This window comes from Spongiimicrobium sp. 3-5, assembly GCF_046557915.1.
In the GTDB taxonomy this organism is placed as follows: domain Bacteria; phylum Bacteroidota; class Bacteroidia; order Flavobacteriales; family Flavobacteriaceae; genus JBHEBG01.
On record NZ_JBHEBG010000001.1, the window covers coordinates 1656281 to 1682908 of the forward strand.

Annotated in this window: 25 protein-coding genes; 8 read left to right on the plus strand and 17 right to left on the minus strand. The window is 36.9% G+C overall.

Annotation, left to right across the window (positions count from 1 at the left end; genetic code table 11):
- Positions 1-47: 47 nt before the first annotated feature.
- The 7 genes from ACEQ81_RS07030 (at position 48) to ACEQ81_RS07060 (ending at position 11753) form a co-directional block, all read left to right on the plus strand.
- Positions 48-3257, plus strand: a complete 3210-nt coding sequence (locus ACEQ81_RS07030) for a SusC/RagA family TonB-linked outer membrane protein (protein WP_411030143.1) — start codon at positions 48-50, stop codon at positions 3255-3257.
- 17 nt (positions 3258-3274) lie between these two features.
- Positions 3275-5110 carry a RagB/SusD family nutrient uptake outer membrane protein gene (locus tag ACEQ81_RS07035; RefSeq protein ID WP_411030144.1) on the plus strand — a complete coding sequence of 612 codons (1836 nt, stop codon included), beginning with the start codon at positions 3275-3277 and terminating at the stop codon, positions 5108-5110.
- A gap of 26 nt (positions 5111-5136) precedes the next feature.
- Positions 5137-6132, plus strand: coding sequence for a LamG-like jellyroll fold domain-containing protein (locus tag ACEQ81_RS07040; protein ID WP_411030145.1), 996 nt, complete (start codon positions 5137-5139; stop codon positions 6130-6132).
- A gap of 154 nt (positions 6133-6286) precedes the next feature.
- Complete coding sequence (locus tag ACEQ81_RS07045) at positions 6287-7711, plus strand: sulfatase (protein ID WP_411030146.1); 1425 nt, start codon at positions 6287-6289, stop codon at positions 7709-7711.
- A 16-nt stretch (positions 7712-7727) separates the two neighbouring features.
- Complete coding sequence (locus tag ACEQ81_RS07050) at positions 7728-9383, plus strand: discoidin domain-containing protein (protein ID WP_411030147.1); 1656 nt, start codon at positions 7728-7730, stop codon at positions 9381-9383.
- Between the two features lie 26 nt (positions 9384-9409).
- Entirely contained in the window at positions 9410-10996 is a 1587-nt protein-coding gene (locus tag ACEQ81_RS07055) for an arylsulfatase (RefSeq protein WP_411030148.1), read from the plus strand.
- Positions 10997-11207: 211 nt separating this feature from the next.
- The gene (locus ACEQ81_RS07060) at positions 11208-11753 is read left to right on the plus strand and encodes a hypothetical protein (RefSeq protein ID WP_411030149.1); all 546 of its coding nucleotides are present in this window, start codon (positions 11208-11210) and stop codon (positions 11751-11753) included.
- 109 nt (positions 11754-11862) lie between these two features.
- Here ACEQ81_RS07060 and ACEQ81_RS07065 read toward each other — a convergent pair whose 3' ends face one another.
- The 10 genes from ACEQ81_RS07065 to ACEQ81_RS07110 all read right to left on the minus strand — a co-directional run bounded on the left by ACEQ81_RS07065 (position 11863) and on the right by ACEQ81_RS07110 (position 19856).
- Complete coding sequence (locus ACEQ81_RS07065; RefSeq protein WP_411030150.1) at positions 11863-12369, minus strand: cupin domain-containing protein; 507 nt, start codon at positions 12367-12369, stop codon at positions 11863-11865.
- Positions 12370-12371: 2 nt separating this feature from the next.
- On the minus strand, positions 12372-12989 hold the full coding sequence (locus tag ACEQ81_RS07070; RefSeq protein WP_411030151.1) for an FMN-dependent NADH-azoreductase: 618 nt from the start codon (positions 12987-12989) through the stop codon (positions 12372-12374).
- Positions 12990-13046: 57 nt separating this feature from the next.
- Positions 13047-13871 (minus strand): sigma factor-like helix-turn-helix DNA-binding protein, encoded by an 825-nt coding sequence (locus ACEQ81_RS07075; protein WP_411030152.1) that lies wholly within the window; start codon positions 13869-13871, stop codon positions 13047-13049.
- Positions 13872-14039: 168 nt separating this feature from the next.
- Positions 14040-14867, minus strand: coding sequence for an aldo/keto reductase (locus ACEQ81_RS07080; RefSeq protein ID WP_411030153.1), 828 nt, complete (start codon positions 14865-14867; stop codon positions 14040-14042).
- 165 nt (positions 14868-15032) lie between these two features.
- Positions 15033-15455 carry an SRPBCC domain-containing protein gene (locus ACEQ81_RS07085; protein WP_411030154.1) on the minus strand — a complete coding sequence of 141 codons (423 nt, stop codon included), beginning with the start codon at positions 15453-15455 and terminating at the stop codon, positions 15033-15035.
- A gap of 247 nt (positions 15456-15702) precedes the next feature.
- Positions 15703-16134 (minus strand): hypothetical protein, encoded by a 432-nt coding sequence (locus tag ACEQ81_RS07090; RefSeq protein ID WP_411030155.1) that lies wholly within the window; start codon positions 16132-16134, stop codon positions 15703-15705.
- A gap of 202 nt (positions 16135-16336) precedes the next feature.
- A complete protein-coding gene (locus tag ACEQ81_RS07095; protein WP_411030156.1) occupies positions 16337-16825 on the minus strand; it encodes a DUF1572 domain-containing protein in 489 nt (162 codons plus the stop codon).
- A gap of 188 nt (positions 16826-17013) precedes the next feature.
- Entirely contained in the window at positions 17014-17523 is a 510-nt protein-coding gene (locus ACEQ81_RS07100; protein WP_411030157.1) for a YybH family protein, read from the minus strand.
- 134 nt (positions 17524-17657) lie between these two features.
- Positions 17658-18602, minus strand: a complete 945-nt coding sequence (locus ACEQ81_RS07105) for a glycoside hydrolase family 43 protein (protein ID WP_411030158.1) — start codon at positions 18600-18602, stop codon at positions 17658-17660.
- A 696-nt stretch (positions 18603-19298) separates the two neighbouring features.
- A complete protein-coding gene (locus tag ACEQ81_RS07110) occupies positions 19299-19856 on the minus strand; it encodes a hypothetical protein (RefSeq protein WP_411030159.1) in 558 nt (185 codons plus the stop codon).
- Between the two features lie 480 nt (positions 19857-20336).
- On the opposite strand from ACEQ81_RS07110, the gene ACEQ81_RS07115 reads away from it, so the two are divergent.
- On the plus strand, positions 20337-21365 hold the full coding sequence (locus tag ACEQ81_RS07115; protein ID WP_411030160.1) for a hypothetical protein: 1029 nt from the start codon (positions 20337-20339) through the stop codon (positions 21363-21365).
- A 220-nt stretch (positions 21366-21585) separates the two neighbouring features.
- On the opposite strand, the gene ACEQ81_RS07120 is transcribed toward ACEQ81_RS07115, so the two are convergent.
- From ACEQ81_RS07120 to ACEQ81_RS07150, 7 genes are all read right to left on the minus strand, one after another.
- Entirely contained in the window at positions 21586-22494 is a 909-nt protein-coding gene (locus tag ACEQ81_RS07120; protein WP_411030161.1) for an alpha/beta hydrolase fold domain-containing protein, read from the minus strand.
- Between the two features lie 157 nt (positions 22495-22651).
- Positions 22652-23077 (minus strand): hypothetical protein, encoded by a 426-nt coding sequence (locus ACEQ81_RS07125; protein ID WP_411030162.1) that lies wholly within the window; start codon positions 23075-23077, stop codon positions 22652-22654.
- A 131-nt stretch (positions 23078-23208) separates the two neighbouring features.
- The gene (locus ACEQ81_RS07130) at positions 23209-23640 is read right to left on the minus strand and encodes a hypothetical protein (RefSeq protein ID WP_411030163.1); all 432 of its coding nucleotides are present in this window, start codon (positions 23638-23640) and stop codon (positions 23209-23211) included.
- A gap of 5 nt (positions 23641-23645) precedes the next feature.
- Positions 23646-24032 carry a mannose-1-phosphate guanylyltransferase gene (locus tag ACEQ81_RS07135; protein ID WP_411030164.1) on the minus strand — a complete coding sequence of 129 codons (387 nt, stop codon included), beginning with the start codon at positions 24030-24032 and terminating at the stop codon, positions 23646-23648.
- Between the two features lie 208 nt (positions 24033-24240).
- Positions 24241-24936: a hypothetical protein gene (locus ACEQ81_RS07140; RefSeq protein ID WP_411030165.1), complete on the minus strand. Its 696-nt coding sequence runs from the start codon at positions 24934-24936 to the stop codon at positions 24241-24243.
- A gap of 163 nt (positions 24937-25099) precedes the next feature.
- Positions 25100-25975, minus strand: coding sequence for a carboxypeptidase-like regulatory domain-containing protein (locus tag ACEQ81_RS07145; RefSeq protein ID WP_411030166.1), 876 nt, complete (start codon positions 25973-25975; stop codon positions 25100-25102).
- A gap of 241 nt (positions 25976-26216) precedes the next feature.
- Positions 26217-26612 carry a hypothetical protein gene (locus ACEQ81_RS07150; RefSeq protein ID WP_411030167.1) on the minus strand — a complete coding sequence of 132 codons (396 nt, stop codon included), beginning with the start codon at positions 26610-26612 and terminating at the stop codon, positions 26217-26219.
- Positions 26613-26628 lie beyond the last annotated feature (16 nt).

Here is a 26628-nt window from a genome sequence, read left to right on the forward strand (position 1 = left end):
TAAAAGTATTAATCAACTAAATTACTAACTTAATAATTCAATTAATTATGCGAACATTATTGATAAAAGGAATGTTCCTTGCTACATGTATCCTAACCATGTCTGTACATGCCCAGGATATTACGGTCACGGGGACAGTTACCGACGCTCAAACCGGAATACCCATACCCGGGGTGAGCGTGGTTGAGAAAAACACTACCAATGGAACAGCCGCAGATTTTGACGGGTACTACACTATCACAGTACCTATTGGTTCTGCACTGACCTTCAGTTCTCTTGGATATTTGACTCGAGACGTTGCCATGGAAGGACAAACGGTAATTAACATTGCCCTTTCCGAGGATGCCGCCCAATTAGACGAGGTAGTCGTGGTAGGTTTTGGAGAACAGAAGAAATCTTCCCTTAGTGGGGCGGTAACCATTGTAAAAATGGATGAAGTTTTGGGAGACAGGCCTGTTACCAATGTAACCTCGGCATTACAAGGGGTAGCGGCAGGCTTACAGGTCATTAATTCTTCCGGACAGCCGGGAGGAAATAACTCGTCAATAGAATTACGGGGTTTTGGGTCCATTAATAATGCCACACCACCGCTTATTCTAGTTGATAACGTTGAAATGTCCTTGGCCGATATCAACCCCAACGATATTAAAAATGTTACCATCTTAAAAGATGCCGCCGCGGCTTCCATTTATGGAGCTAGGGGTGCATGGGGTGTTATTTTGATCACCACCAAAAAACCCATTAGGGAACAAAAGGTGAGTTTTGATTATCGAAATACGGTTAGTTTCTCATCACCGGTAGAATTACCCGAGAAACCCACGGTAAAGGAATTTGTTACCCTATTGGACGATGTGGGTATATCCAGATATTGGTCCAATCAAAGTGTGCAGACATGGCTTGGTTATTTGGAACAATACGAGGCAAACCCAGGAAATTTTCCGGGAGGTATTGTATTGGACCCTGATGGATTTAACTACTCCCTGGCCGAAACCGATCCAATTGATCAGTTGTTAAATAACCAGGGACTTATCACTAGACATGATTTTTCTTTCAGTGGTGGTAGTGAAAAATCTTCCTACAGGGTGGCCACAAGTTATAGTGATGAGGATGGTATAATTGTTACTGATCAAGATCGATTTAAGAAGTATAATGTAAACGCCTATTTGGATACAGATCTGACCAAGAACATTACATCAACAACTAATATATTCTACAGAAAGAGTGATCGATCCAATCCAATAGGCCAATTTAATCAAACGGTCAATGAACCTGCATATCTTCCCACCGGGTTTTTTACTTTAGAGGATGGTACTTCACTACCTTTTGATTCTCCTGAGAACTTGGAACGTCTTTTACCGCACACTACAGTCAATACCGATGTCGTCCGGATGTTTCAAAAACTGGTTTATGAACCTATAAACAGTTTAAAACTTACCGGGGAATTTACATACGAACGGGGGACCACCACCACAGAATCTTCAAATATTCAGCTATTGACGGTGAACAGGGCACAGTTTGTTCCAAATAATGCAAACCCAGACCTTACAAACGTTGGAAAAAATTTCAGCGAATTTGAACAAAAAGCATTTAACTTCTATACGAACTACGGTCTAAGTATTAATGAAAAACACAATTTTGATGTGCTGGTCGGCTTTAACTCCGAAAGTAGTTTTTCCAATGGTTTTAATATAAGTAGGTTGAATTTGCTTTCTACCGATGTTCCGGCAATTGACGCCGCGATCGGTACAACCAGCGGAGGAGACTTTTTTACTGAAACGGCTGTTCTGGGGTATTTTGGAAGGTTACAGTACAATTACAAGGAGAAATACTTCTTGGAGGCCAATATTAGACACGACGGGTCTTCCAAATTTCCACGTACCGATCGTTACGGTACCTTTACCTCCTTTTCGGGCGCATGGGATTTGAAAAAGGAAAATTTTTTAGATAATGTGGAGTGGATTTCCCTATTTAAGTTTAGGGGATCTTATGGAGAGATAGGAAACCAAGATATTCCCAATAGCCCGTATCCTTATATTTCCCAATGGAGCCCAAGGCAGACCTGGTTGCTAAATGAAGCTGGGGAACGCTATACAACCATTGAACCCGGACTATTGGTAAGTTCTACACTAACTTGGGAGACCGCACAAAAAACCAACCTTGCGCTAGATGCCGCCTTTCTTAAAAACAGGTTGTCAACAACGGTTGAGGTATATAGGAACAGAACCCTGGACATGCTCATACCCGGAGCCGAACTTCCGGCAGTATTGGGTGCGGACGCTCCTGTAACAAATGCGGCCGATCTGGAAACCGAAGGATGGGAAGCTTCCCTATCATGGAGAGACAATATAAACGAATTTACTTACGGATTTAATATAAATGTTTCCAATAACCGGTCTAGGATCACCAAGTACGATAACCCGGCCGGGCTGTTATCTTTTAGTGAAAATAACGATGGCTCATTGACGAATTTTTACGAAGGAATGACCATTGGGGAAATCTGGGGACACGAGACGGTGGGCTTCTATACCGTCGATGATTTTGTTGAAGGCACACTCGATGCCAATCTAGTAGGCGCCAACAGGCAACTAAAGGATGGGGTGGTAGGTTTTGAGTCTGGCATTATTCCTTACCCTGGAGATATAAAATATAGAGATTTGGATGGCGATGGGATTATTACATTTGGGGATAATACCCTAGGAAACCCCGGCGATAGGAAGGTTATAGGTAATAGCCGTAGAAGATATCTGTTCGGAGCCAATGGCAATGTAGGGTATAAGGGTTTTGATTTGTCTTTTGCGCTTAGTGGTGTGGGAAGAAGGGATAGGGTGCTTACCGGCCCTAAAGCATTTCCGTATCAAGGTCAGTTTGATGATGCCTTTAAGCATCAGTTAGACTATTGGACCGCTGATAACCAAGATGCTTTTTATCCAAGATTGTTCGGTGATAACACCAATTCCTCAGGAGATAGGGGCAATTATGGACATAGTCGCCGTGTACAGACCAAATACCTCAGGGATGCCTCCTATATAAGAATTAACAATATTTCATTTGGATATACCTTGCCAAAAGAGGTTTTGGAGAAAATTAATTTTAAGACCATACGGCTCTTTATAAGTGGCGAAAACCTACATACGTTTCACAAACTTCCCAAAGGTTTTGACCCAGATGTAAATCCGGATGGAACCCGCGATGCAAATCCGAACGGCGTATATCCCATTATGAAGAATATAGCCGTTGGGGCCCAACTATCCTTTTAATCAAAAAAAACAGAAAAATGAAAAAAGAATATATTTTACGGATGTTTTTGTTGCTCCTGATTACTATGGCAGGTTGCAGTGAGGATTTTTTAGAAAAACTACCGCAAGATTCCCTTGCGGAAACCAACACCTTTAGTACCAACAACGCTATACAGTCCTTTGCTTGGCAGTTTTATGAGATGTTCGAAGCTCATAACGAAACCACAAGGATCAATACCGATGGTGATCCAAGTACCCCAACGGTGGGCAGGCCGGGAGCCGGTTTTGGTCTGGATAGGGAAGCCGATGCAGATCTGATACAAAAAAACTCTAACGGTGCAGGAAGGGACTACATTTGGGGCAGGGTAATTGTTCCCAGTGCGGATGCCGATTATAGTGTCCCTTTTAAGCAGATTAGGGCGGCAAATCTCTTGCTGAAGAATGTTCCCAATTCGGATTTGGACGAGGTGGATAAGAACCATTGGCTGAGCGTTGGCCTATTCTTTAAGTCTTTTAATTATTTCAATTTATTAAAAAAATATGGTGCCGTACCTTGGTTAGAGGAACTGGCAACGGAAGTGTCGGAAGAATTGTACGGTCCAAGAACGCCAAGGGATGTGGTAAGTGCCAATATTTTAAGGGATTTGCTGTGGGCCGAGGAACACATTAAATCCGATGTTGATCTAGAAGGAAAGGAAGTAGACAAAAGTGTAGTGAACGCCCTTATTTCGCAATTTGGGCTGTTTGAGGGCACTTGGAGAAAATACCATAGTTTGGGAGACCCAACGGTTTATCTGCAGGCGAGCATAACCGCATCGGAGAAACTAATGGCAGAATTCCCAGGGATACATCCAAGGTTCGACGAACTTCACAATAGTGAAACGCTAGACGGTACAGCAGGGATAATCCTGTACAAGGAATATAACGACCTTGAAAACTGGTCCAATATGTCTACCACCTTTAGGGCGTCCAATTCTACTTGGGATATTACACGCAAAGGCATCGATAAATTTTTGTGCAAAGATGGTCAGACAATCTATAACAGCCCCCTCTTCCAAGGCGATCAGGATATGTTCGCAGAGTTTAGGGATAGGGATATTAGATTATTGTATATGACACCACCACCTTATTTCGTAACACGGCTTACCAATACAACCTGGGAACCTACGGGTGATCCTGCGCACGAAGAATGGTTTCCTGTATATGAGGCCATAAGCGATCCGCTACACAAGAAATTGCCCGATTTAAACTGGAGGGGCAATGTAGTTTCTAGAGTACCCAACTTTGACCAAAACAGTGTTGCAGGATTCAACAGAACCTTTTCGGGCTACAGGGTGTGGAGGCATTACAATGAGCTTAATACCGGGACCTCCTCAAGAGATTTTGCCGATGCTCCCATTTACAGAATGGGCGAGGTATTATTAAACTATGCCGAAGCAAAGTTTGAACTCGGTCAGTTCGATCAGGGTGTCGCAGACCAGACCGTTAATCAGCTTCGTGCAAGAGGTGAAGTGGCGCCAATGGTGATTGGCGCCATAGGCCCGGATTTTGATCCTACCCGCGATAGCTCCGTTGATCCGATCCTGTTCGAAATTAGACGCGAAAGGGCTATAGAACTAATGGCCGAAGGATTTAGAAGGGAAGATCTAAGACGATGGAAAAAGATGAACTACGCGTCGGAAGTAAAATTAGGCCGATATATTACGGCAGCCAGCCAAAATAACGCCGTACCAATTCAAGATAATGCTCCCGAAGGATATGTTCAAACCGTACCTGGAACCCCACCATCTTTTCCAGAGCATTATTATTTATTTCCGCTTCCATCCGATCAACTTGTGATAAATCCTCAGTTAGAACAGAACCCAGGCTGGTAGTATACATAAATTAAATTTTAGAACTTATGACAAACGCAATAAAGAATATAACTGGAACAGGATTATTTGGGTTGCTTACCATGATAACTTTTTTTTCTTGCTCCACCAATGATGACGGTTATCTTAAAGAGCTAAGTATTGATACGGCACGTATACCCGAGGCAACCTTTACGGCTACGGGAACATCGGTTGAAGCCGGGTCCACGGTGACCTTTACAGATACTTCCACGAACACTCCATCCTTATGGACTTGGAATATGCCAGGGGCCACACCCGATTATAGTAATGCTGCCAGCCCCACGGTTGTATACGAAAGTGCGGGAGTATATGATGTAAAACTTACCACCCGTAACGAGTTTGGCGCGGATGAAATCTTGTTGGAAGGGTTTATTGAAGTTACGGCCCCACCCGTAATTGATATTGACACCGAACCCCAAGTGCGACTTAATTTTGACGATAACCTCGCTAACGACGGCCTGGTTAATATAGATGCCACCTCGGTTGGTGGAACAGAATTTGGAATTAGACCAGGTGGGGGTGGAGCATACAATTTTACGGGATCCAATAATTTGGATATTCCCGGATATACCGGTATAAACGGAGCCGGTGAAAGATCGGTAGCCCTATGGGTAAAAACAACCCATGATTCCACTTCGGGGCTGGTACATTGGGGTAACACTGGGACTTTCAGCCGTTCTTCCTTCAAATATCAGAACAGCGGCGTAGTTAGGTTCGAATATCAAGGAGGTGGTCATAATGGAGTTACACCTGTAAACGATGACGAATGGCACCACGTGGCCTATACGTACGATGGGGATACCGTTAAGATATATGTTGATGGCGTGGAAGATTTTTCCATAGCTGGCATTACCGATATCAATACAGGTAATACGGGAGAGACCGATGTAAATATTGGCTCACAACTTGGAGGCGCAACCTTCATAGGATTTATGGACGATGTTAGGATTTTTGATACCGTGTTGACGCCGGACGAGATTCAGATATTAAGCGAAATTAAATAGGTAGTTAATAGTTTTTTTGAGTTAGTTTGAGGAAGATGTTTGCTGTAATTTAGTTCCCTACCAAATTGCGGTGAATGTCTTCTTTTTTAATGCAGCTTACAGCCATAACATCGTTTACGGTTAAGCCTGAATAAAAAATTACGTTAGATCAGATATGCGTTACACAAGCCTTTTTCCATATGCTATTGTACTTTGTTTGTTGGTCCTATCCTGTAAGGAACACGAAAGAAAGAATGTGCTACAGCATACCAAACCGAACGTTCTTATCATAAATATTGATGATATGGGTTGGAGAGATACTTCGTTTACGGGTAGTCCTTTTTATGAAACTCCCAATATTGATGCGCTTTCTAAAAAAGGAATGATATTTACCAATGGATATGCCGCCGCTGCCAATTGTGCACCAAGTAGGGCCAGCCTTATGACTGGCCAATGGACACAGCGTCATGGGATTTTAACAGTAGGCAATTCGGAAAGAGGAGAATCCGTAGATAGAAAATTAATCCCTATTGTCAATAAGACGACACTTTCAAATAGCTTTTTACTGCTCCCCGAGGTTTTCAAAGACAATGGATATACCACCTGCCATGCCGGAAAATGGCATATTTCTGACGACCCAAGGGACAAGGGGTTTGACATAAATATTGGGGGCAGCCACGCCGGGCACCCCAATAGTTATTATCCTCCATATAAAAATGTGGACGTTAAAGCGGTAGAGGGTAAACGACTTACCGATGTAATTATGGATAGCACCATCAGTTTCGTTAAGAATGTCCAAGACCCCTTCTTTATCAATTACGCGCCTTATGCCGTGCATACGCCCATACAACCTGTACCCACCCTTGTTGAAAAATACCGAAAAAAACCTGTTTCTCCCGGTCAAGGCAATGTAGATTATGCCACCATGATAGAGAATCTGGACCAAAATATAGGCAGATTGTTAAAAGTGCTGAAAAAATCGGGTAAACTTAAGAATACCCTTATAGTCTTTACTTCAGATAACGGAGGGCTTTTTGCCATAAGTAATCAACATCCTTTGCGAGCAGGAAAAGGAAGTTATTATGAAGGGGGAATACGGGTTCCGTTCTTCTTTGTCTGGGAAGGAAAGATCAAAGGAAACCAAAAGAAAGATATACCAATTTCCAATTTGGATATTTATCCAACACTTCTAGAAATTACCGGAATTACAAAACCTGAAGCCTACACCTTGGACGGACATAGTTTGGCCAACATGTTACTTAAAAATAAAGAGTTAAAAGAACATCCTTTATTTTGGCATTTCCCGGTCTATTTACAGGCAGTTGTAGCAAAAAATGAAAATCGGGACAGTAAATTCAGAACAAGGCCAGGTTCGGCAGTGCGTTACGGAAAATGGAAACTACACCACTATTTTGAGGACGATGGCATAGAACTCTATGATTTGGAGAATGATATTGGCGAACGTAATAATTTGGCCAAGACCCAGCCAGAAAAAGTCAATTACCTATTGGAAATGTTGAACGAATGGCGCAAGAAAACCAATGCTCCCATACCGTATGAATCCAATGCGGAATATCGGGAACAATTGATACATCGTTGATTTATACAAGGAAAATATGCTTGGAAAAATAATTTTCACATTCATAGCGGCAACCTTATTGTGGTCCTGTTCAAAGGATGCAGCGGTGAAAGACCCAATGATAGAGGTTACGGACCCCGTTGGTCCCGTAGATCCAGTTAATCCGGAAATGGATGTCTGGGCGGTGAATAGAACAGATCAGTTTGCATTGAATATTGTTTTTTTTAAACCGAAGGATTTTACGGCAGATGCGACACTTATCCATAATGTAAGTGAGGTAATGCTATACATCCAGAATTGGTATGAGCTGCAAATGGACTTACAAGGTTTTGGAAAAAAAACGTTTGGGCTTGTAACGAATCAAAATGGCAAAGTAAGAGTGCATTTGGTTGAAGGTAAATTACCTGGCAGTTCGTATTCTGGTCATAATGCCATTGTTGGGGAAATAGATGCGTATTTTGCCGCCAATCCGGGGTTTAAGGCCGGAAAACATACTTTTGTGCTAGGACATCGGAATAGTGGTGTGCCTTTCTATGGAATTAAACATATGGCCTTCGCAAATTCTGAAGATTTTGAACTGAAGTCTACCGGAAAATCATTAGCAGGATTCCAATTAAAGGTTTGCCCACTGTTGGGTGGTATTATGCACGAACTTGGGCATGGCCTAAACCTTCCCCATTGTGCCCACAAAGGATCGGATGTGCCCAAAGTCTCGTTAATGTCTTTCGGTAATCATACCTATCAGGACATTTCTACCATAGAGAGGGTGTTTTTAACAGCTTCCAGTACAGCAATATTGGATGTTTGCGAGCCTTTCAATAAGAAAAGTAACATGGAATATTATACCCAGGATGGTGATGCTCGATTATTACAGTATTCAGTGACCAAGGATGAAACAAAAAACGCATTGGTGGCACAAGGAGAAATCGATTCCGATGTTGACATTACCAATATCTATATAGGTCATGATGGTTTTCCTGCGGGTGGAGGGGACAATTATGACGATATCACCTTTAAGATGTCCATAGAACCTAATCTCACCAATGAAAGCTACAAGTTTTACGGGGAAATGCCCTATAGCGATCTCTTTAATGATTATAAGGACGAAAATAAAAGCGATATACAATTAACAATAAACGCCATTGATGAAAACGGCAATAGAACAAAAGTTGGGGGCTATGTGTATACCATGGATTTAGCTATTCAAAAACCAAATGATGACGTTAACAAAATCTACGTCCCGTTTACGTTTACAGAGAGATCCAACTGGACGGTTTCGGCAAATACAACAAGTCCAAACGCAATGAGGGAAGCAGCTACGGTCATCGACGGCGATTTATCTACCTATTGGCATTCTTCTTATCCTTACAATATTTCGGGAAGCGGCCCACATCAGATAGATATCGATATGAAGGAATCCAGAACATTTCGCGGGATTTATCTATATTCAGATCGTGAAGGAACAAATTATAGGCCAAAACACATTACCGTTCAAACAAGTCTTGATGGATTGGTGTATACCCATGTTAAGGATATTTACATAGCCAGCGTCTCTGATGCAGTTGAGGTAAAAATTATTTTTGACACCGATATTACGAGCCAATACATTAGGGTGCAGGTAGATGAGGTGTTCATCTCGCTGGGAGCGGAGGAAAATTTGATATTCAATGAGATTGATATCATACAAGAATAGCAAAAAACATCTAAAAACATCCAATTATGAATTCTATTAAATTGTTCAAGTATTCTTTTTTCAGTATGGTAATCCTGGTATTTTTTTCCTGCAAGCAGGGAGCCGATAAAAAAATTGAAGAAAAAGAAGCCAAAAAACCCAACATCATTTATATTTTGGCCGATGATCTTGGATATGGGGAATTGGGCGCTTATGGTCAGGAAAAAATAGAGACTCCCAATATAGATGCCTTGGCGAAAAACGGTATGCTTTTTACGCAACACTATACCGGTGCCCCGGTTTGCGCTCCGGCAAGATATATGTTATTGACAGGTAAGCATGCTGGGCATGCGTATATTCGTGGCAACGACGAATGGGCAGAACGCGGTGAGGTGTGGAACTATAGGGCAACAATATTGGATTCTACTCTGGAAGGACAGCGACCCATACCCAGCAATACCGTATTGTTTCCAAAAAGACTTAAAGAAAAAGGTTACAAGACGGGCATGGTAGGTAAATGGGGATTGGGTGCGCCGCATACCGACGCCATTCCTACAAAAATGGGTTTCGATTTCTTCTTTGGATACAATTGTCAGAGACAAGCGCATACATATTATCCGGTACATCTCTATAAAAACGAACATAGGGTGCATTTACAAAACGACACCATAGCACCATCCATAAAGATGCCGAAAGGTGCAGATCCCACAGACTCCAAAAATTATACGGATTATACGCTTAACGACTATACCCCGGATTTGATGTTCAATGAGATGACAGGCTTTATTTCCGAAAATAAGGACAACCCATTTTTTTTCTATTGGGCAACACCTATACCGCATAACCCTATCCAGGCACCACAAAGATGGGTAGACCACTATATCCAAAAATTTGGGAAGGAAGAACCTTACCTTGGTGATATAGGGTATTATCCACATATGAACCCAAGGGCCGGCTATGCGGCTATGATCTCTTATTTGGATGAGAATGTAGGTAAATTGGTAAAATTGTTAAAGGACGAAGGCATTTATGAAAATACACTCATTATGTTTACCTCGGACAATGGGGTAACCTATTCAGGAGGTACCGATGGTAAGTTTTTTAACAGTTCAGGACCTTTTGGGGAAGCATACGGTAGAGCCAAAGGTTTTGTCTATGAAGGAGGAATCCGTGTGCCTATGATAGCAAGCTGGCCAGGTAAAATAGAGGCAGGGTCTTCAACAGACCTGGTTTCTGCCCACTATGATGTGATGGCTACCATTTACGATTTAACAGCACAGGAAATACCGGATGATACGGATGGTATAAGCTTTCTTCCAACGCTTTTGGGAGATGAAAACAATCAAAAAGCACACGAATTCCTATTTTGGGAATATCCAGAATATGGTGGGCAAATGGCCATCAGAATGGATAATTGGAAGGTGGTGCGGCAGAACCTGAAAAATAAAAAAGAACCTACCCTGGAATTATATGATCTGAGCAAAGATCCGGAAGAATCCAACAATGTAGCCGAAGAACATCCAGAACTTATCCGCAAAGCCGCTGCTATTTTTGCGAAAGAACACCAGAATGCGGAGATAGAACGATTTAGGATCCCTTTGATCGAGAATGGGCTATTGACCGAAAGTAAGTAAGGTTCTAACTACGGAAATTTCTATCAAACCAAAGTTTCATTTAGATAACATGTTGTTGTAACTGAATAACAAGGAATTATCCATGCTTTTGCCAATACAATACTATCAGTTCTTTGTGGGCATTTCGTTTTTCTTTTTTGGTTTTACAATTCCGTTTTGGTAAGTACAGCTGTTGGTATAATATTTGATATCGTGGTTGTAAACCAAACAAATGAAACAATTATTTACAATACTCATTTTTTTTATTTTTTCTTCTTGCATTCCTGTGAGGGTAGCTCCGAGTATTAAGGAAGACAAAGTAATGGTAGGTAAAAAATTTAGGAGAAGCCTCCCAAAAGATTATGTTTTCATTTTTGAAGATCCAAAGGATGCCAATGAATTTTATGACTTTATAAATATTAAGTATGATTTAGCGCATCAAAATGTTGAAAGGAACGTTCCGGTGGTTATTAATGATAAAAACTACTTTTTATCGTTTTATGAAATTGAGATTCCAACAAAAACCGTAAATCTGGTTCCGCTAATGATCGATGCGGTGATAGCATCCGAAGACGGGCCTCCCTTATTTGAAGATCAACATTCCTGGCGTATAGGTAATTGGTATTTAGGTCTTACCGTCGCAGATTCAAATATCAATGATTGTCTTGAGCCAAATTACAAATCTAGGAAAGAAGTATTAAATTATCTCCGAGATCTAAGACAGGAATATTTGGACACCCATAATTATTTTGAAGCACTACTGAAAGGAAAACCATAAATGGTGGTACTAAAAATTGTAAATTTTGCGGACTTTATAAAATATGCTAAACTTTTAGTTAAGCCTTAAAACCCTTATCATTTTTTCATTTTGTTATCTCTAGTTTTTTTTATTCTCTTATAGGTATCATATTAGAAGTATCCACAGGAAAACTATCAAATTTATTGTACAGTTTTAAATATTTTCTAGGGTCAATAGGAACTTCATTTAACGTTTCATGTAAACCTCTAAAGAAGCCTTCTCTTTTTTGTGATGGATTAAATATTAGTATAAGTTTTACCTCTTCATTCGTATCATTTTTAAAACCATGGGGTGTTAGTCTGGGAGCATATACAACGGTTCCTGGTTTAGCATGTACCTCTTTGTTACTGGTTTGGATTGTAAGTACCCCTTGAGTTACAATAAAAGTTTCATCCATAAATCTGTGATAATGTAATTTTGCACCAATGGCCATAGGAGCTAGTACAATTTCATAAACACCCAACTGGTCATTTGAAATTTCGCTCGTAACTTTGAATGTAAGCGAAAGTCCGTTCATTTCAAATGATTCCCCTTCATTTGGATATACAATAGTTGCTTTATCTTCTAATTGGTCGTTGAAATAATCTATCTTCATAATTAATTGATTTTAAGTGTTTTTTTGATTTCTTGCTGTGCCAGGGCTATGTTTTTTTCGAGAATATCTAGATGGGCCGTTGCTTCCAAAGAGAAAATATTTTTGATTTTCATGCCTAAAAAACCACAAATGACTTTTAAATAGGGTTCTTGAAAATCGAGCGGCTCCATTGAAGTTCCCTTATAGCTCTCTCCTTTTGTAGTAATTAAATAAACAGATTCCATATCTAGCAAGCCTTTATAACTACCATCAGTATTTACCTCAAACGTGTGACCAGATCTTGTGATATGATCAAAATATGCTTTTAGCGTGGATGGAACATTGAGATTGTACAATGGACTACTAATAAGCAATTCGTCCACAGATTTTAATTCTGCTATCAATTCATTGGACAATGAAATTGCTTGCTTATTTTCTGCAGTCCAGTTTTCTTCGGGTACATGGAAAGCCTCTACCGTTTTATTCTGTAAATGAGGAATTTGTTGTTTGGTTAAATCTCGATAAATAATGCTACCCGCAGGATTGGCTTTTTTCCAGATTGTTTCAAAAAAATTTGATAGAGCTCTAGAATGCGAACCCTCAGTTCGTAGACTTGCATCTATTCGTAATAATTTTTTCATCTATTGATATTTTAAATTCAATAGTATGACAAAACTGAAAGGAAAAACGTGACAGGGTTATAGGGAAAGCGATTTTAATTTATTGGGATCTATGATAGAAAATATATTTTTTATTTTGTTTCCTTCTAATTCAAATACTTGGCAGTTGATTAGAATCTTAGCCTTATAAAACAGCAATGCCGGCTGATGGTTAATTTTTGATATTTTAACGGATAGCGACTTTTGATGGGTTTTGAATACAAAAAACAGCAAATCTAAAGTTGCTGCTTTTCCAACGGTTAACTCTCTCACTACTTTGATGTTTTTTCCCCCATCCGCATGTAATGAGATTTCTTCGGAAAGCATTTTCTCTAGTTTCGAAACATCTCCATTTTGAATTGCATGGACGTAATTTTTTATGAATGAAGTCGGGGTATTTTGATTAGTATCTATACTGGAATTGCTTATTTTTTTTGTGGCTCGACTTAATAATTTTCTCGAATTTTCGATTGTAGAGTCAATGACCAAAGAAATTTCTTCATGTGAATATTCAAAAGCATTTTTTAGAATGAATACAGCTCTTTCTTTTGCCGTAAGTTTTTCTAAAAGAACAAGCATTGAGTAAGAGATAATTTCTTCTCCATTAATATTACTATCGGCTATTTCTGTAGATATAGGTTCTGGCAACCACATCCTATTCGCAATAATTTTCTGGTTTCGCTTTTTTATATTAATCGATTGGTTGGTGACAGCTTTGATTAAATACCCGGTTTCATTTTTAATATGCCCCTTTTCAATAGAAAGATATTTCATCAAAACATCTTGTATAGCATCTTTTGCATCTTCCGATGAGCCTAAAATATTGTAAGCGTAAGGAAATAATTTGTTATGATAATTTTTCAAGTCTAAACTTTAAGTTCTACACAAGTGACAATTTAAATGGTAAAAATGTGACATTTTGGATTAGAGATAACGATATTACCAAGTGTTTTCATCTATTGTTTAAGCTCAGAGACTAGCTTATGCGCAGAATGCCTATGGTGCTTAGCGTTTGTAGTACCCCGTGTACGTTTATTCTATATGCGATAAGTCTTCTCCCAGATTTCTATTTTGATTTAACCCTTCAACGATAGCCATTTCCTCCTTGGTTAGCATAAAATCGAATATTTCGAAATTCTGAATGATTCTTTTCTGCGTTACCGATTTAGGAATAACTGCAACGCCTCTTTGGACGAGCCATCTCAGAGCTATTTGAACGGCCGATTTTTGATGTACTTTGCCAATATCCACTAATTCCGGGATAGAAAGAACTTCCCCCATCATAATTGGTCGCCAGGCTTCTAACTGAATATTATGGGCATTTGCAAAATGCAGCAGTTCATTTTGACTTAAATGCGGGTGCATTTCTACCTGATTGATTGCAGGAACTACATTGGAATGTTCCATTAGATCTTCCAATTGTGCAATGCTGAAATTACACACTCCAATTGCTTTGGCCTTGCCGCTGGCATAAATGTGTTCCATGGCTCGGTAGGTTTCTTTGTATTTGGCCTTTACGGGCCAGTGAATTAGATATAAGTCTACATAATCTGTTTGTAGCTGTTTTAAACTTTGCTCAAAAGCAAGTAAGGTTTTGTCGTATCCTTGTTCGGTATTCCAAACTTTTGTGGTAAGAAATATTTCTTCCCGCGGAACCTCACTTTCTCTTATCGCCCTTCCAACCCCTTTTTCATTTTGGTAGGCCGAAGCGGTATCTATTTTCCTGTATCCCGACTTAAGTGCTGAGATAACTGCTCCTTCAACTTCACCATCATTTTCGGCAAAAAGAACCCCCAGACCTATGGAAGGCATTTTCAATTCATTGTTGAGCGTAAAAATTGACGCGTTTTTAGATAACATATAAAGTATATTTTGGTAATGGAGTTCAACGGGTTTGTGTATGGCAGGGCACTAAATTACTAAAAGAAAACGAATATAATCCCGGTGGCTATCGAGACGAAAGAATTTTCAGAGTAGGGGAGATCAAGCAATGGATTTTAGGCATTGTTGTAGCGCGTTTTTTTACTAATTATCCGCATAGCCTTGATCCCAAGTCTTTTTGGGGTCATGATTTCTCAAATCACATTGGAAGTCAGCAACTGCTTTAAGGTTCATCAGTACCGAAATCCATCCTGCGTTTACCTCAGAAAAGTCACTTTCCGATACATTTTCATTAATTAAAGTAAGGTCGGTTCCGCCATTTTCAGAGGGCATTAACTTAAATTTTACCAAACTATTGAAATAGTCCAAATGAAATTCTTTGTTAGAAATAGTCTTTATTATCTGACTATCATATGTTTGGCCATTGGGAAATAAAAAGTGAATTATGCGGCCTTCTTCAGTTGCATTTTCAGACCAGAATTTCGTTCTTCCTTCAGAAGTGGAGAGTAAGTCAAAGACCGAATTTGGTTCAGATTTTAGGAATAATTTCCAAGTAATTGTCTTCATTGTATAATTAAGGTTTCAAATGTACTACAAGGGTTAAGCCATGAAAAGTAAGGGAGTAAACCGGCGTTTGCTTTCCGCCACACACATAGCGAAATCTTTTTGTTTTGTTTTTTCTTTTCCCTGTTTAAAGCAAAATCCCAAAGATTTTGCGGACTTCATAAAAATACACAAACCTTTCGTTTTATCATTTAAGTCGCTATTCCTTATATACCGTGTTGTAACCAGTTGTTTTTTGTTAAATTCTATTCTATTCTTTTCCAAGAACATAGGTTTTAAAAACATACTTCCAAGGTGTGAAAATAACAGGAATAATAATCAACATAAATATTTGAACCCAATCTTCTGCCTCACTACCTACAAGTTTTTCATTTTTCCATAATGGATAGGCAACAAATAATAGCCAAAGTCCTTTGTACAAAAACATAAAAAGCATTATTGGTAACATTTTTAATGTATGGAATATTCCCAATCCTGATAAAGTTGTGTAGGCTGCAATGGCACACCAAGCTATAGCAATTTCAGGATTCCACTCTCCTTCATGGGTAATTAATTCAGTCCAAGCATCTTTTGCAGCAAACAGAAACATAAGTAAGAAGAATAGTTTTAGAACATACACTTTTATTGGCCAAATTCCTTTATGTTTATCCGATTGCGCAAAGAGATTTTTTATTAATTCCATATTGCGATTTTGAGTTTTAATTGGGTGCAACGGTTAGGCTATGAAGAGCACGGGAGCAAACGCCAGTTTGCTTTCCGCCACACACATAGCGAAATCTTTTTGTTTTGTTTTTTCTTTTTCTGTCCAAAGCAAAATCCCAAAGATTTTGCGGACTTCATAAAAATACACAAACCTTTCGTTTTATCATTTAAGGCGCTATTCCTTATACACCGTGTTGTAAGCTGTTTTTTTTAATTCGTTTTTTTATAAGTATTATTTGTCCAAGGTGATAATAAGCATGTTCAATCATTGCGTCAATATTTCTGTAATAAGTCCCATATTGTTTATCAACAAAGTCGGCCATTATGTTTTCATCCGTCATATTATCAACAAGACGAATGAATTTTTCCGAGTCGGAGCAAAATTTATTTACCAAATTTTTCCAATCTTGTTCAGATTTTATAGGTGGCGAATCAAAACTAAATTTATCCCGTATGTCCAGTGTGCCACCTTCAAGAACTTTGGCCAATCCGGCTATATAGTAATCAATATGGAAAGTCAAATCAGCTATAGTATTGAAATCATCTATTTTTTGAGTTGCCTGATTCCAATCTAAGTCAATAATTTGTTCCTTAAAATTTGTGCCTAAAACCCATTTTCCTTCGGTGAAAATTTCCTTGAGACGATTGGCTAAATATTTATTTAATTTCATTCTCGAGTACCTGGTTTATTTCAATATCGGAGTTTTAAATTGCCGCTAACGGTCTAACCGTCAGTTACCGATTTTTATGCGTTATTTTCGGCTAAACACAGACTTTAGCAATTCCGCGGGGATTCGGACGTAGTGGAATTTACCATAATTGTAGTTGTACATGTTGTAAGTAGTACTTTCAAGCTTATTTAACGCGTGTATTTTGAATCTTTCAGATTATACATTATTCTGTGAATTTTCCATTTTCCGTCTTCTTTTTTTAGAATATTTGTGAATTCGGAGATAGATTGGGTAGTATCTCGACCAATATTATTTTCTAAAGTGCACCAAGTGAGTTTAGATAACCCTTGGTAGTATGCAATATTTCCAGAGCTTACAATTTCTTCGTTTTCTACTTCGTATTGAATTATTGGATACTTGATGTCCGACTTTGGGAACCAAAATTCACGAACATTACGCTTACTAAAAACAGGTTTACCTGTTTTTCCTGGTTGAAACAAAATAATATCGGCACTCAGTTTATCCAATACTAAGGTTGAATCCCCATTTCTCCATGCCTGTCTATATTCTTGCATCATTTGTTCAATATCTTTAACATCACTTATTTCTTTTTTATTTGTTTTTTCGCAAGAACTAAACATTGGCGATAGTACGATGATAAAAAATGGAAGAAAGGTGTTTAATATTTGTTTTTTCATTTTTTAGGTATTACTTACAACGGTTTCATCTATGAGCGGTTGCGTTGACTGTAACTAAATTACTAAAAGAAAACGAATATAATCCTGATAACTATCGGGACGAAAGGATTTTCAGGGTAGGCGAGAACAAGCAATTACTTATAGCCATTGTTATCTAACGATATCATGCTAGATAGTATACTCTCTTTCACTTTAAAAACAGTACCATGTCTAGTACCTTCCGGGAAATTAACTTTATCTGAAATATTATCCCATTGTTTTAAATCTGAAGAACTAACCGCTCCCATTTTCTTTTCAGTATACATATCAAAATATACAATCCATTTGTCATCGATTTTTATGGCAGTTGGTCCTTCTACCCAATTGGGACTTATAGGCTCGGAAGCTTCAGAGTAGCTGTCTGTGAGAGTCTTACTGGTTGCAATTCGAATATTTTTTTCAATCTTAGGAAGTTTTGTTTCATTTTTTAAAAACATTATATACGTTTCATCCTCCTTTTGTAAAGTAGCATCAATTACGTTAAAACCCTTGTTGTATAACATTTTTGTTTCATTAAAATCAATAAAATCTTTAGTAGTAGTGTAATACATTCTGTGGTTTCTTCCATTTCCATTAGAATCATCTGTTTCGGGAAATCTGCCTGGGATTGTGGTAGCCCAACATATTAAATATAGCTCAGATGCTTCATCATAAAACAATTCTGGTGCCCAACAGTTTACAGCATTTGGCTCATTATGCATAACAGGAATATATTTCTGTTCAGACCAATCAATCAAATTTGTTGAACTGGCATATCCAATTCCTCTTTCATTCCAACTTACTGTCCATACCATGTGGAATTTATTGTCGCCTCCTTTTATAATACATGGGTCTCTCATCAGCTTGTCCTGACCAATTTTTGGCTTTAAGAATGATTTATTGTTATTAAGTGCCTCCCAATTTAGACCATCTTTACTTGAAGCCAAGTGTAAGCCGTCTTCGCCATTTCCTTTAAAATATGAAAATAAATATATTTCAGATTCTTTTTTTGAACAACTTAACGAGGTGAGTAGAAGAAGTATTGATAGTATTTTTCTCATGGGTTTTTTGTATTATTGTTACATAACGGTGGGGCTATGAGTAGTTGTGTGTCTCAGCAACTAAATTGGCAAATACAAACCGAATATAATCCTGATAACTATCGGGACGAAAGGATTTTCAGGGTAGGCGAGAACAAGCAATTACTTATAGCCATTATTAGCACAAGTTATTAATTTTGTTTTGGATTTGTTTGAATTTATACTTATGCTTAACAAATGTGTCCTAGCAGGGCAAAATGTTACCCAACTATCGGCATTATCTGAACATTAACAGTTATATTTTTCGTTATACAAGCATTGAGCTATCATAAATATATCAAGAGCCATTCTATTGATCACAAATCAGCTATGATCACATATATCGTGTTATGTCCTTTTTTGTTAGTTCGATTAGTTAAGTCAAATCCCCTAATTCGAACGCTAGGAAAATAAAATCGAGTTAGATTTCCGTTTTTCAATTCAAACTCAGGTACAGAAATTCCGTTTGTCAGAATTGTGCCTAACGGTTTAACCATGAGCATTATTGCAGCAAACTGGCGTTTGCTTTCCGCGAGCACATCGCGAAATCTTTTTATTTTGTTTTATCTTTTTGTTATGAAGTCGAACCAAAAGATTTTGCGGACATCACAAAAATATACAAACCTTTCGTTTGGGCTCAAAGCCCGTATTGTTTATGGGTTTTGTTGTAAAACGTTTTTATTTCTTTTTAAAATCAAATCCTAAATTGAGTTGTAACATAATTGGCCAGATATTTCCATTTCCATTGGTGTCAAAATAGTATTGAGGTCCAATATCAAATAGTAGATGGAAATTCTTTCCGTATTTTCTTTGGATTCCCCATGTTGGTCCAATTGCGAAATCAAATTCAGAAGTCCGATTCACGTTTTCAGCGACGGAGTTCCCACGAGTTACAAATCTTAATGAAACAAAGTTTCCAGAATTATTTTCAGTAGTTCTATTTTTTCCGTTTCGTTTGTTCAAATTATAGAACCACTTTTCTTGCACATCCAAAAAAGGACTGATTATGTATATAAATCCATTGCCGCCGAAAGTCAAATCAGGGTATCCGCCACCATATCCAATTCCAATTCCAGCAGAGAATGTAGAATAAGCCCCCGTTGGTAGTTCCAATTCAACGCCTGGGTTTAGGAAATTCACTCTCCAGATTTTCTCTGTTGTAATGTTGTTTTTTTCTTGGGCATACGTTAATGTAATTAAAAGTCCAAATAGCACGGTCAGTAGGTTTTTTTTCATTCTATTATATCTTTAATTTTCAAATATTGTCTAGAAGTCAATCAAGAATTATACCGTTTTTTGGAAGGTGTTTTACAACGGTCTCGGCTATGAGTAGTTGCGTGGGTTAGCACTTATTTTTGCAAGTACACACCAAGTAGAATCCCGATAGCTATCGGGACGCTAGGATTTTCAGAAGTAGGCGAGAACAAGCACTTATTTTTACACATTGTTGGCAAACGTTTTTTGTCATTCAACAAAATTCATTTTTAAATGTGCTTAACCCTTTTGATGAACTATTTATATCTTATTTAAAGTTCTATTTGCATATCGGAAGAGACAAAACTGGAATAATGTTATAGCATCATTGAATTGTTTTTTTAGTTTATGAAGTTTTTAAGGCAAAACATCCAATTCTGATTATATTTTAAAACTAATAATAAAAATGTAATAGAAAGTTAAAAGATTCGTTTTAACAAAGTCCAAACAAATCACCATCTTATGAAAAAAGTTCTGCTACTCATTTTATTATGCACCGGTTTTATTAGTCATTCGCAAATCTCATTTGGTCCAAAACATTACGGTAAACCAGGTAAACTTGATAAGGAAATCCTTGAGAATTTTAAAAAAACAACAACCATTTTTGTCTTTTCAAATGTTTATGAAAAAGATATTTATGAAAATATTTTAAAAGACTCCTGGGACGTTACATCATACAAAATTGTGGCCCAACAAGATTTTAATCCATTTGATTATCAAGAGAATTATTCTTTTGCTCAAGTAGGGGGTTTTAAGTCCATTAAAACCACTAAAATGGGTTCAATTGTAACGAGGTTGTATACCTATTTTGACATTTTTTTATATGATTTTGAATCTATAAATAAGAAAGCAGCTAAATTAAACCCAAAGAAGTTGAAGAAAAAGATTGATGATATTTTTACTGAAAACAAAGTTAGAATTGCCCGTTTTAATCTGTTTGCTGATAGCGACTTTGTTAATACAGTAGTCCGCAAATCGATGGACGAAATTTCTAGTTCTCTCTTTAATGATGATATTTTCCACAACTATACTCCTGGAATGCTGAAGAATTACTTTCAAAAGCTAAACCAGTTAATTTCAGATGGGGAAGTTTATTGGATGTATGAGGAAAATGATTACACAAAAGAAATCTTGGAACTTCAATCGAATTTACTTTATATTCCAAACTATTTTAAAATTAAGACAAATGCATTTACGGCAGGGGAAAGTGAATCAGGCGATGATTATGTTAAAAGTCTTTATGACACTTATGTATATGATTATAAGTTCATTGATATGGATAATCTTGATGACAAAATTCTCAAAGAAGAAAAGATTTACTATTTGAGATATGTTAGATTAAATGCTGAAAAATTTATCGAAATTGTGAATTCAAGAACAGGAGAAGTTATTTATCGAAACTACATTACCGGATTATCTTATAACATTAAGCCAAAGCACTTAAAAGAACTTAATAAAACAATTTCAAAGGCAATAAAAAAGAATGGGTAGCAGTTCTAAACCTACTTTTTCTTTCTACAGATAATAACTTATATGTTGTGGAGTGTTTGAAGGAAATGTTTGCCACGTGTTTGTGTATGGTTAGTTGCGTAGGCTAGGACTAAGTTAGCAAATACAAACCGAATAGAATCCCAATAGCTATCTGGACACGAGGACTTTCGTAAGTAGGCTTACACTGGCAATGAATTATACACGTTGTCGGCAAACGTTTTTATTTTTCTATTTCATAAAAGTTCCAAATTTCATCAAACATAGATTCTAATTCTGCCGAAGAAAAGTCTCCATGTTTTTTACCTTTTATTTTGACCAATTTGTTTTTAATTCCGTTAGCTTGTAATTCCTCATGGAATGAAATTGCTTGTTCAATTTCGACATTTACATCTTTATCTCCATGTAGACTTATTATCGGAGGAGTTGTGTTTTGCGAAATATGGTTTATTGGAGAAGTGATTTCTAAATATCGATTTTTATCGCCACTCCATTTATCCATTATCAATTCCGTATAAGATTCATCATTCCAAAATTTTATTGCATTTTCCATCTTAGTAATTCCATACCAATTTATAATTCCATTGATTTTACTTTTTCTCCTATGGACTTTATTCGCACCTAATTCAGGTTCATTTGTCATTCCAGCTAACAAAGCTAAATGCCCTCCAGCCGATTCCCCTGATAAATATATTTGACTGGTATCAAATTTATAAGTTGAGGCATTATCATCGACCCAATTAATTGCGTCAATGCAGTCATTTAAACATCCAATCAAATTTGTTTCTTGTAGCAATCGATATTCAACATTTACAACACACCAGCCTTTTTCAAGATAAGGGAGTAATCCTAAGAATCTTGAAGTTCTATCTCCACTCATCCAACCTCCACCATGGAAATAAATTAGAGTTGGTTTATTGTGTTCTGATATCTTTTCCCAAGGCTCTTTTCCCAATTTTTCTGCAGGATAATAAATGTCTAATTGTAGTTCCAATGAATCTATTTTTTTGTAAGTAACATTTGATGTTATGGAAATACTCTCCATGATTTTATAAATTCTTTCCATTTTATTATTTCCGTTGCACGATATTATCAGCATTATTAAAACTGTAATACAAATTATTCGTTTCATTTTTGTTTTTTTAATTGCCGCCAACGGTTTGCCTAAGGTTCGTTGCTGTGATTCGTCCGAAGGACAATCTAGCCGAACCTAAAGTTAGCTTTTTGCGCGTGATTTCCATTTAGGAAATCCGCAAGCAATGAATTTTAGGCTTTGTTGCAATGCGTTTTTAAGTTTTGAAAATGTCCAGTCCTTTAATCCAAAAGATTTCGCTTTCAAAAAACTTTAGTTTAGTCTTTATTATTCTGTCTGTTTTGTCCCGAGAAGGTTTTGTGACAAATCTTGCTTTAGAACCGCTAAAGTCCAGAGTATGTTTTTCGTCTAAGTCCTTTTCCTTATTCGTAATGAACGAAACGACCTTGCCATCTACATTCCAAGTCCCTTTTCCGTACGTATGTACTATTGGCGGAATCCCATTTTGATTATTGGTATAAGAGTGAAATCCGAATGTTCCGTCCGAATTAAGATTTAATCTGTACTCAATTTGGTGCTTTTCGTTTCCAAGTTCAAGAAAGTATTCCCCAATTATTTTGTCTGACTGAGAAAATGAGGTCAAGGTGCTAACTAGGAATATGGCCGAGAGTATTTTTTTCATTTTGTTAGATTAAATGCATTACAACGGTTTGTGTATGAGTTGTTGCGGTTAAAAGTGCGATTCACTTTCCGCCGTTGCGGAAAGATAATTAACTCGCGTGAATTCCGATGAAGGAATTCCGTAGCAATTAATTATACACGTTGTTGTAGTGCGTTTTTTCTCCAGCTCTTTAATTTTAAATTTAGTTTAAATGCTCCAAGAATTACTCCCGAAAAAACTAATAGTACTGTCAGCTTGTAATATTCTTGGTTTGAAAATGATTCTGTAATAATTATAACTGAAGCCAAAACACAGGCAATAGGTATAAAATAGGACATTACCATAATACCCTTGAAAGCAAGATTTTGTACTGTTGAATTGTCTTTAACCCAATTCAGTTGTTTTAATGGTACAATACTAATCAGATGATAAAACATATGAAAACCAATATTCATAACTAAAACAATTCCAAATTTGTCTTGAACTAATAAGTTATCAATCGGTATTAAAATCAAAATTAGACTTACTGCAATTAGAAAATATGCAATCAGTTTATAAAGATTATGTAGTTTCTTTTCTGTCAAGGTAATTAATTAAGTTTCTTATTTTCTAATTCCGCAAATCTTTGCTTGTCTGTCATTTCTATTTCAGTCAGTTCAAAGCGATTTTTGTCTAAAACATCAAAATCAACTAGGCTTAAATAAAGCTCCACAACATTTTTGTCTATCATTATTTTTCCACCACCAACCCAATGTCTATCAGTTCCGTTTTTCTTTATTCCAGAAACCCAATATTCATCTCCATTTTCTATATCAAAGTAATTTCCTGCAATTCCTTTAGCATTTGAGTTTTTAAGTGCTTTTCCATTAAAATACACAGTCCTTCCAGATTTTGAAAATTCAGCCATTCCAATCCAAGCTGGCCCATTATCTCCAAATCCGCTTTTCAATTCGATGTATTTTAATTCAGGTTTCATTTTTTCTCAAATGCACTACAACGGTTCGGCTATGGCAAGTAGGGCAGGCAAGGAAACTTTTCGTTTCCGTCTGGTCTTCGAGCCAGAGCTTTTTGTTTTGTAATTATTTTTATTTTTTAATTGCCAAATCCAAAAGATTTGGCGGACTCAACAATTACGCCCAAGCCTTTAAATATTTCACTTTATGCCCTATTTGCTATAGGTATTGTTAGCTGTAGTTATTTTCCAGTCCAAGTTTTACCAATAGGTTGCTAAATCCATTCCACTCGCAACTTTCGTCAATTAGTTCCATATTTTCAGAACTGTCCAAAATCGTTAAATTATAAGTGTCCGTAGTTGTACAATATCCAGTCGGAACCTGCCGAAGTTCAATTTCGAATTCTCTGATTAATTTGATTTGGTTAGTAGAAAGTACTATTTCAGTTTTGTCTAGTTTTGCTAAATATTGGTCCTCTTTCCGGATTATTTCCAGACCTAATTCTTCTGAATGAAAACAACCAAACGTGAAAAAGCCGATTTTTAATTTTTCATTCGGTTTTAATTGGTCTATAAATAAGTTATTGTTTGCTAAATCATAATCTATTTTGTCAATGCAAAGTTCAATTTCTTGGGTTTTACTATTAACTTCAAATTCAACGATTTCTAGACGTTCATAAATTGAATTGAACTTTACACTATATTTTCCAAAAGATAAATCTTTCAATTTTACTTCTCCGCTAAATTCGAGCGTATCACTTCGAACCTTCAAATCGTTTTTGAATAATTGAAATGGTAAAACTATAAAATCATTATTGGGATATTTACAATATTTTCCAGTAACAGTTAATTCTCCAGTTTCCAGCTTTTTGTCCGATTGACAACCGAAAATGAAAGTCATAACTAGGAAGGTTACAAAATATCTCATTTGTTTTTTATAATTACAGCTAACGGTCTGGTGTATGATTTCGTTGCGTGTTTAAGCACTAAAGTTAGCAAATATATCACAGATAGAAAGTCTGCGAGGACTTTCGTAAGTAGGCTTACACTGGCAATGAATTATACACGTTGTCGGCAAACGTTTTTATTTTTTAATAACTTAATTCAATTCCGATTCCTAAACTTAATTCATTAAAGTCATTGACTTTATAATATTTTAGAAATCCATAAATTCCTTTGTACTGTTTTTTAATTTCAGCGTGGTATTCGCTCAAGTTTTTATAAATCGTCGTTTTCGCAGATACAGACATTAAAAATGGTTGTCCAATCCAAGTTCCAAGTCCTAATGTTGGTCCAATGGAATTTATATTTTCGTTTTCCGACGTTTTATTAAAGTCAATAGTGCTTAAGCCAACTATCGCACTAAAACGATTAAAATTAAGACTTGTTTCAACTGAATATGCAGTTAATTCTATATTATTATCATACTCCAAGTTTCTCAATGAGGAATTGATGTCAGCGTTAAAATCACAAATGACAAAAAGATGATGAAAATTCAAGTAAGCATTAAGAAACTTATTTTCTTTTAGGTTGGTTTGGTAACTAATTCCAGTTTTAATTGTTGGCCAATTATAATTTGGTGTAAAGGAAAAGTGAATTAATCCACCAACAGGATTATTAACAATTCCGCTATTTAAATAAATTCCAATATGACGTTTGTCAAACCAATCAATATTACAATCTTCTTTTAAGAATACTTCAATTTTTCTTTCTGTTTCTAATTTATATTCTAAAGTTTGAAAACCTAAAAATGAAAATGAAAGTATGTTTAGAGAGTCTGGAACAGAAATTTTGAAATATCCGTCAAAGTCAGTTTGGGTTCCGATTTTTGTTCCTTTAATTACAACATTTACTCCTGGAAGTGGTGATTTGTCACTTTTTACTTTTACAATTCCGCTATACTCTTTTGGTTGACAAAATGTAATTCCGCTTGTAAATAAAAATAGTAGAAGTAATGCTTTTTTCAAAATCGGTCAGTTTAATTTGAGTTCAATTTATATCAGATTTTTATTTTGAAAAAGTCATATTGAGTGAAACTATATTTTGGTTTAGTAAATGTGCTCTCAAATGCATTACAACGGTTTGCCTAAGGTTCGTTGCTGTGATTCGTCCGAAGGACAATCTAGCCGAACCTAAAGTTAGCTTTTTGCGCGTGATTTCCATTTAGGAAATCCGCAAGCAATGAATTTTAGGCTTTGTTAGCCACAGTTATTTTTTCTCCGTTAAGTACTTATTTAGTTCTTTGATGTGCTCGTTTTTATCAAAAAAGTATTTGAGAATATAGTGCACAGCACTCTCTTCATCGATAAATTCTTTTAGAAAATCTCCTGGGCCAGGCTTTGGAGCAAATTCCGAACAATCAACCCGCCATTTACCCGACTCAAAAAGTAGAGCAAGAATTGGTAAATCCGTTTCCGTTATTATTCTATTGCCACTATCATCATATTCCACAAGATTACGTGTCCCATAATTATTCAACCTATTCCCAACTATTCCGATTGGCTTTGAAACTCCGCACACGAACTTACCATTTGAATCAGGAGCTGAACAAGAAAGGTTAAGCCCCTTGGAAAGCAGGATTTTTTTCGATGAGCTTTTTAACATCTAAGATTTTTCATAA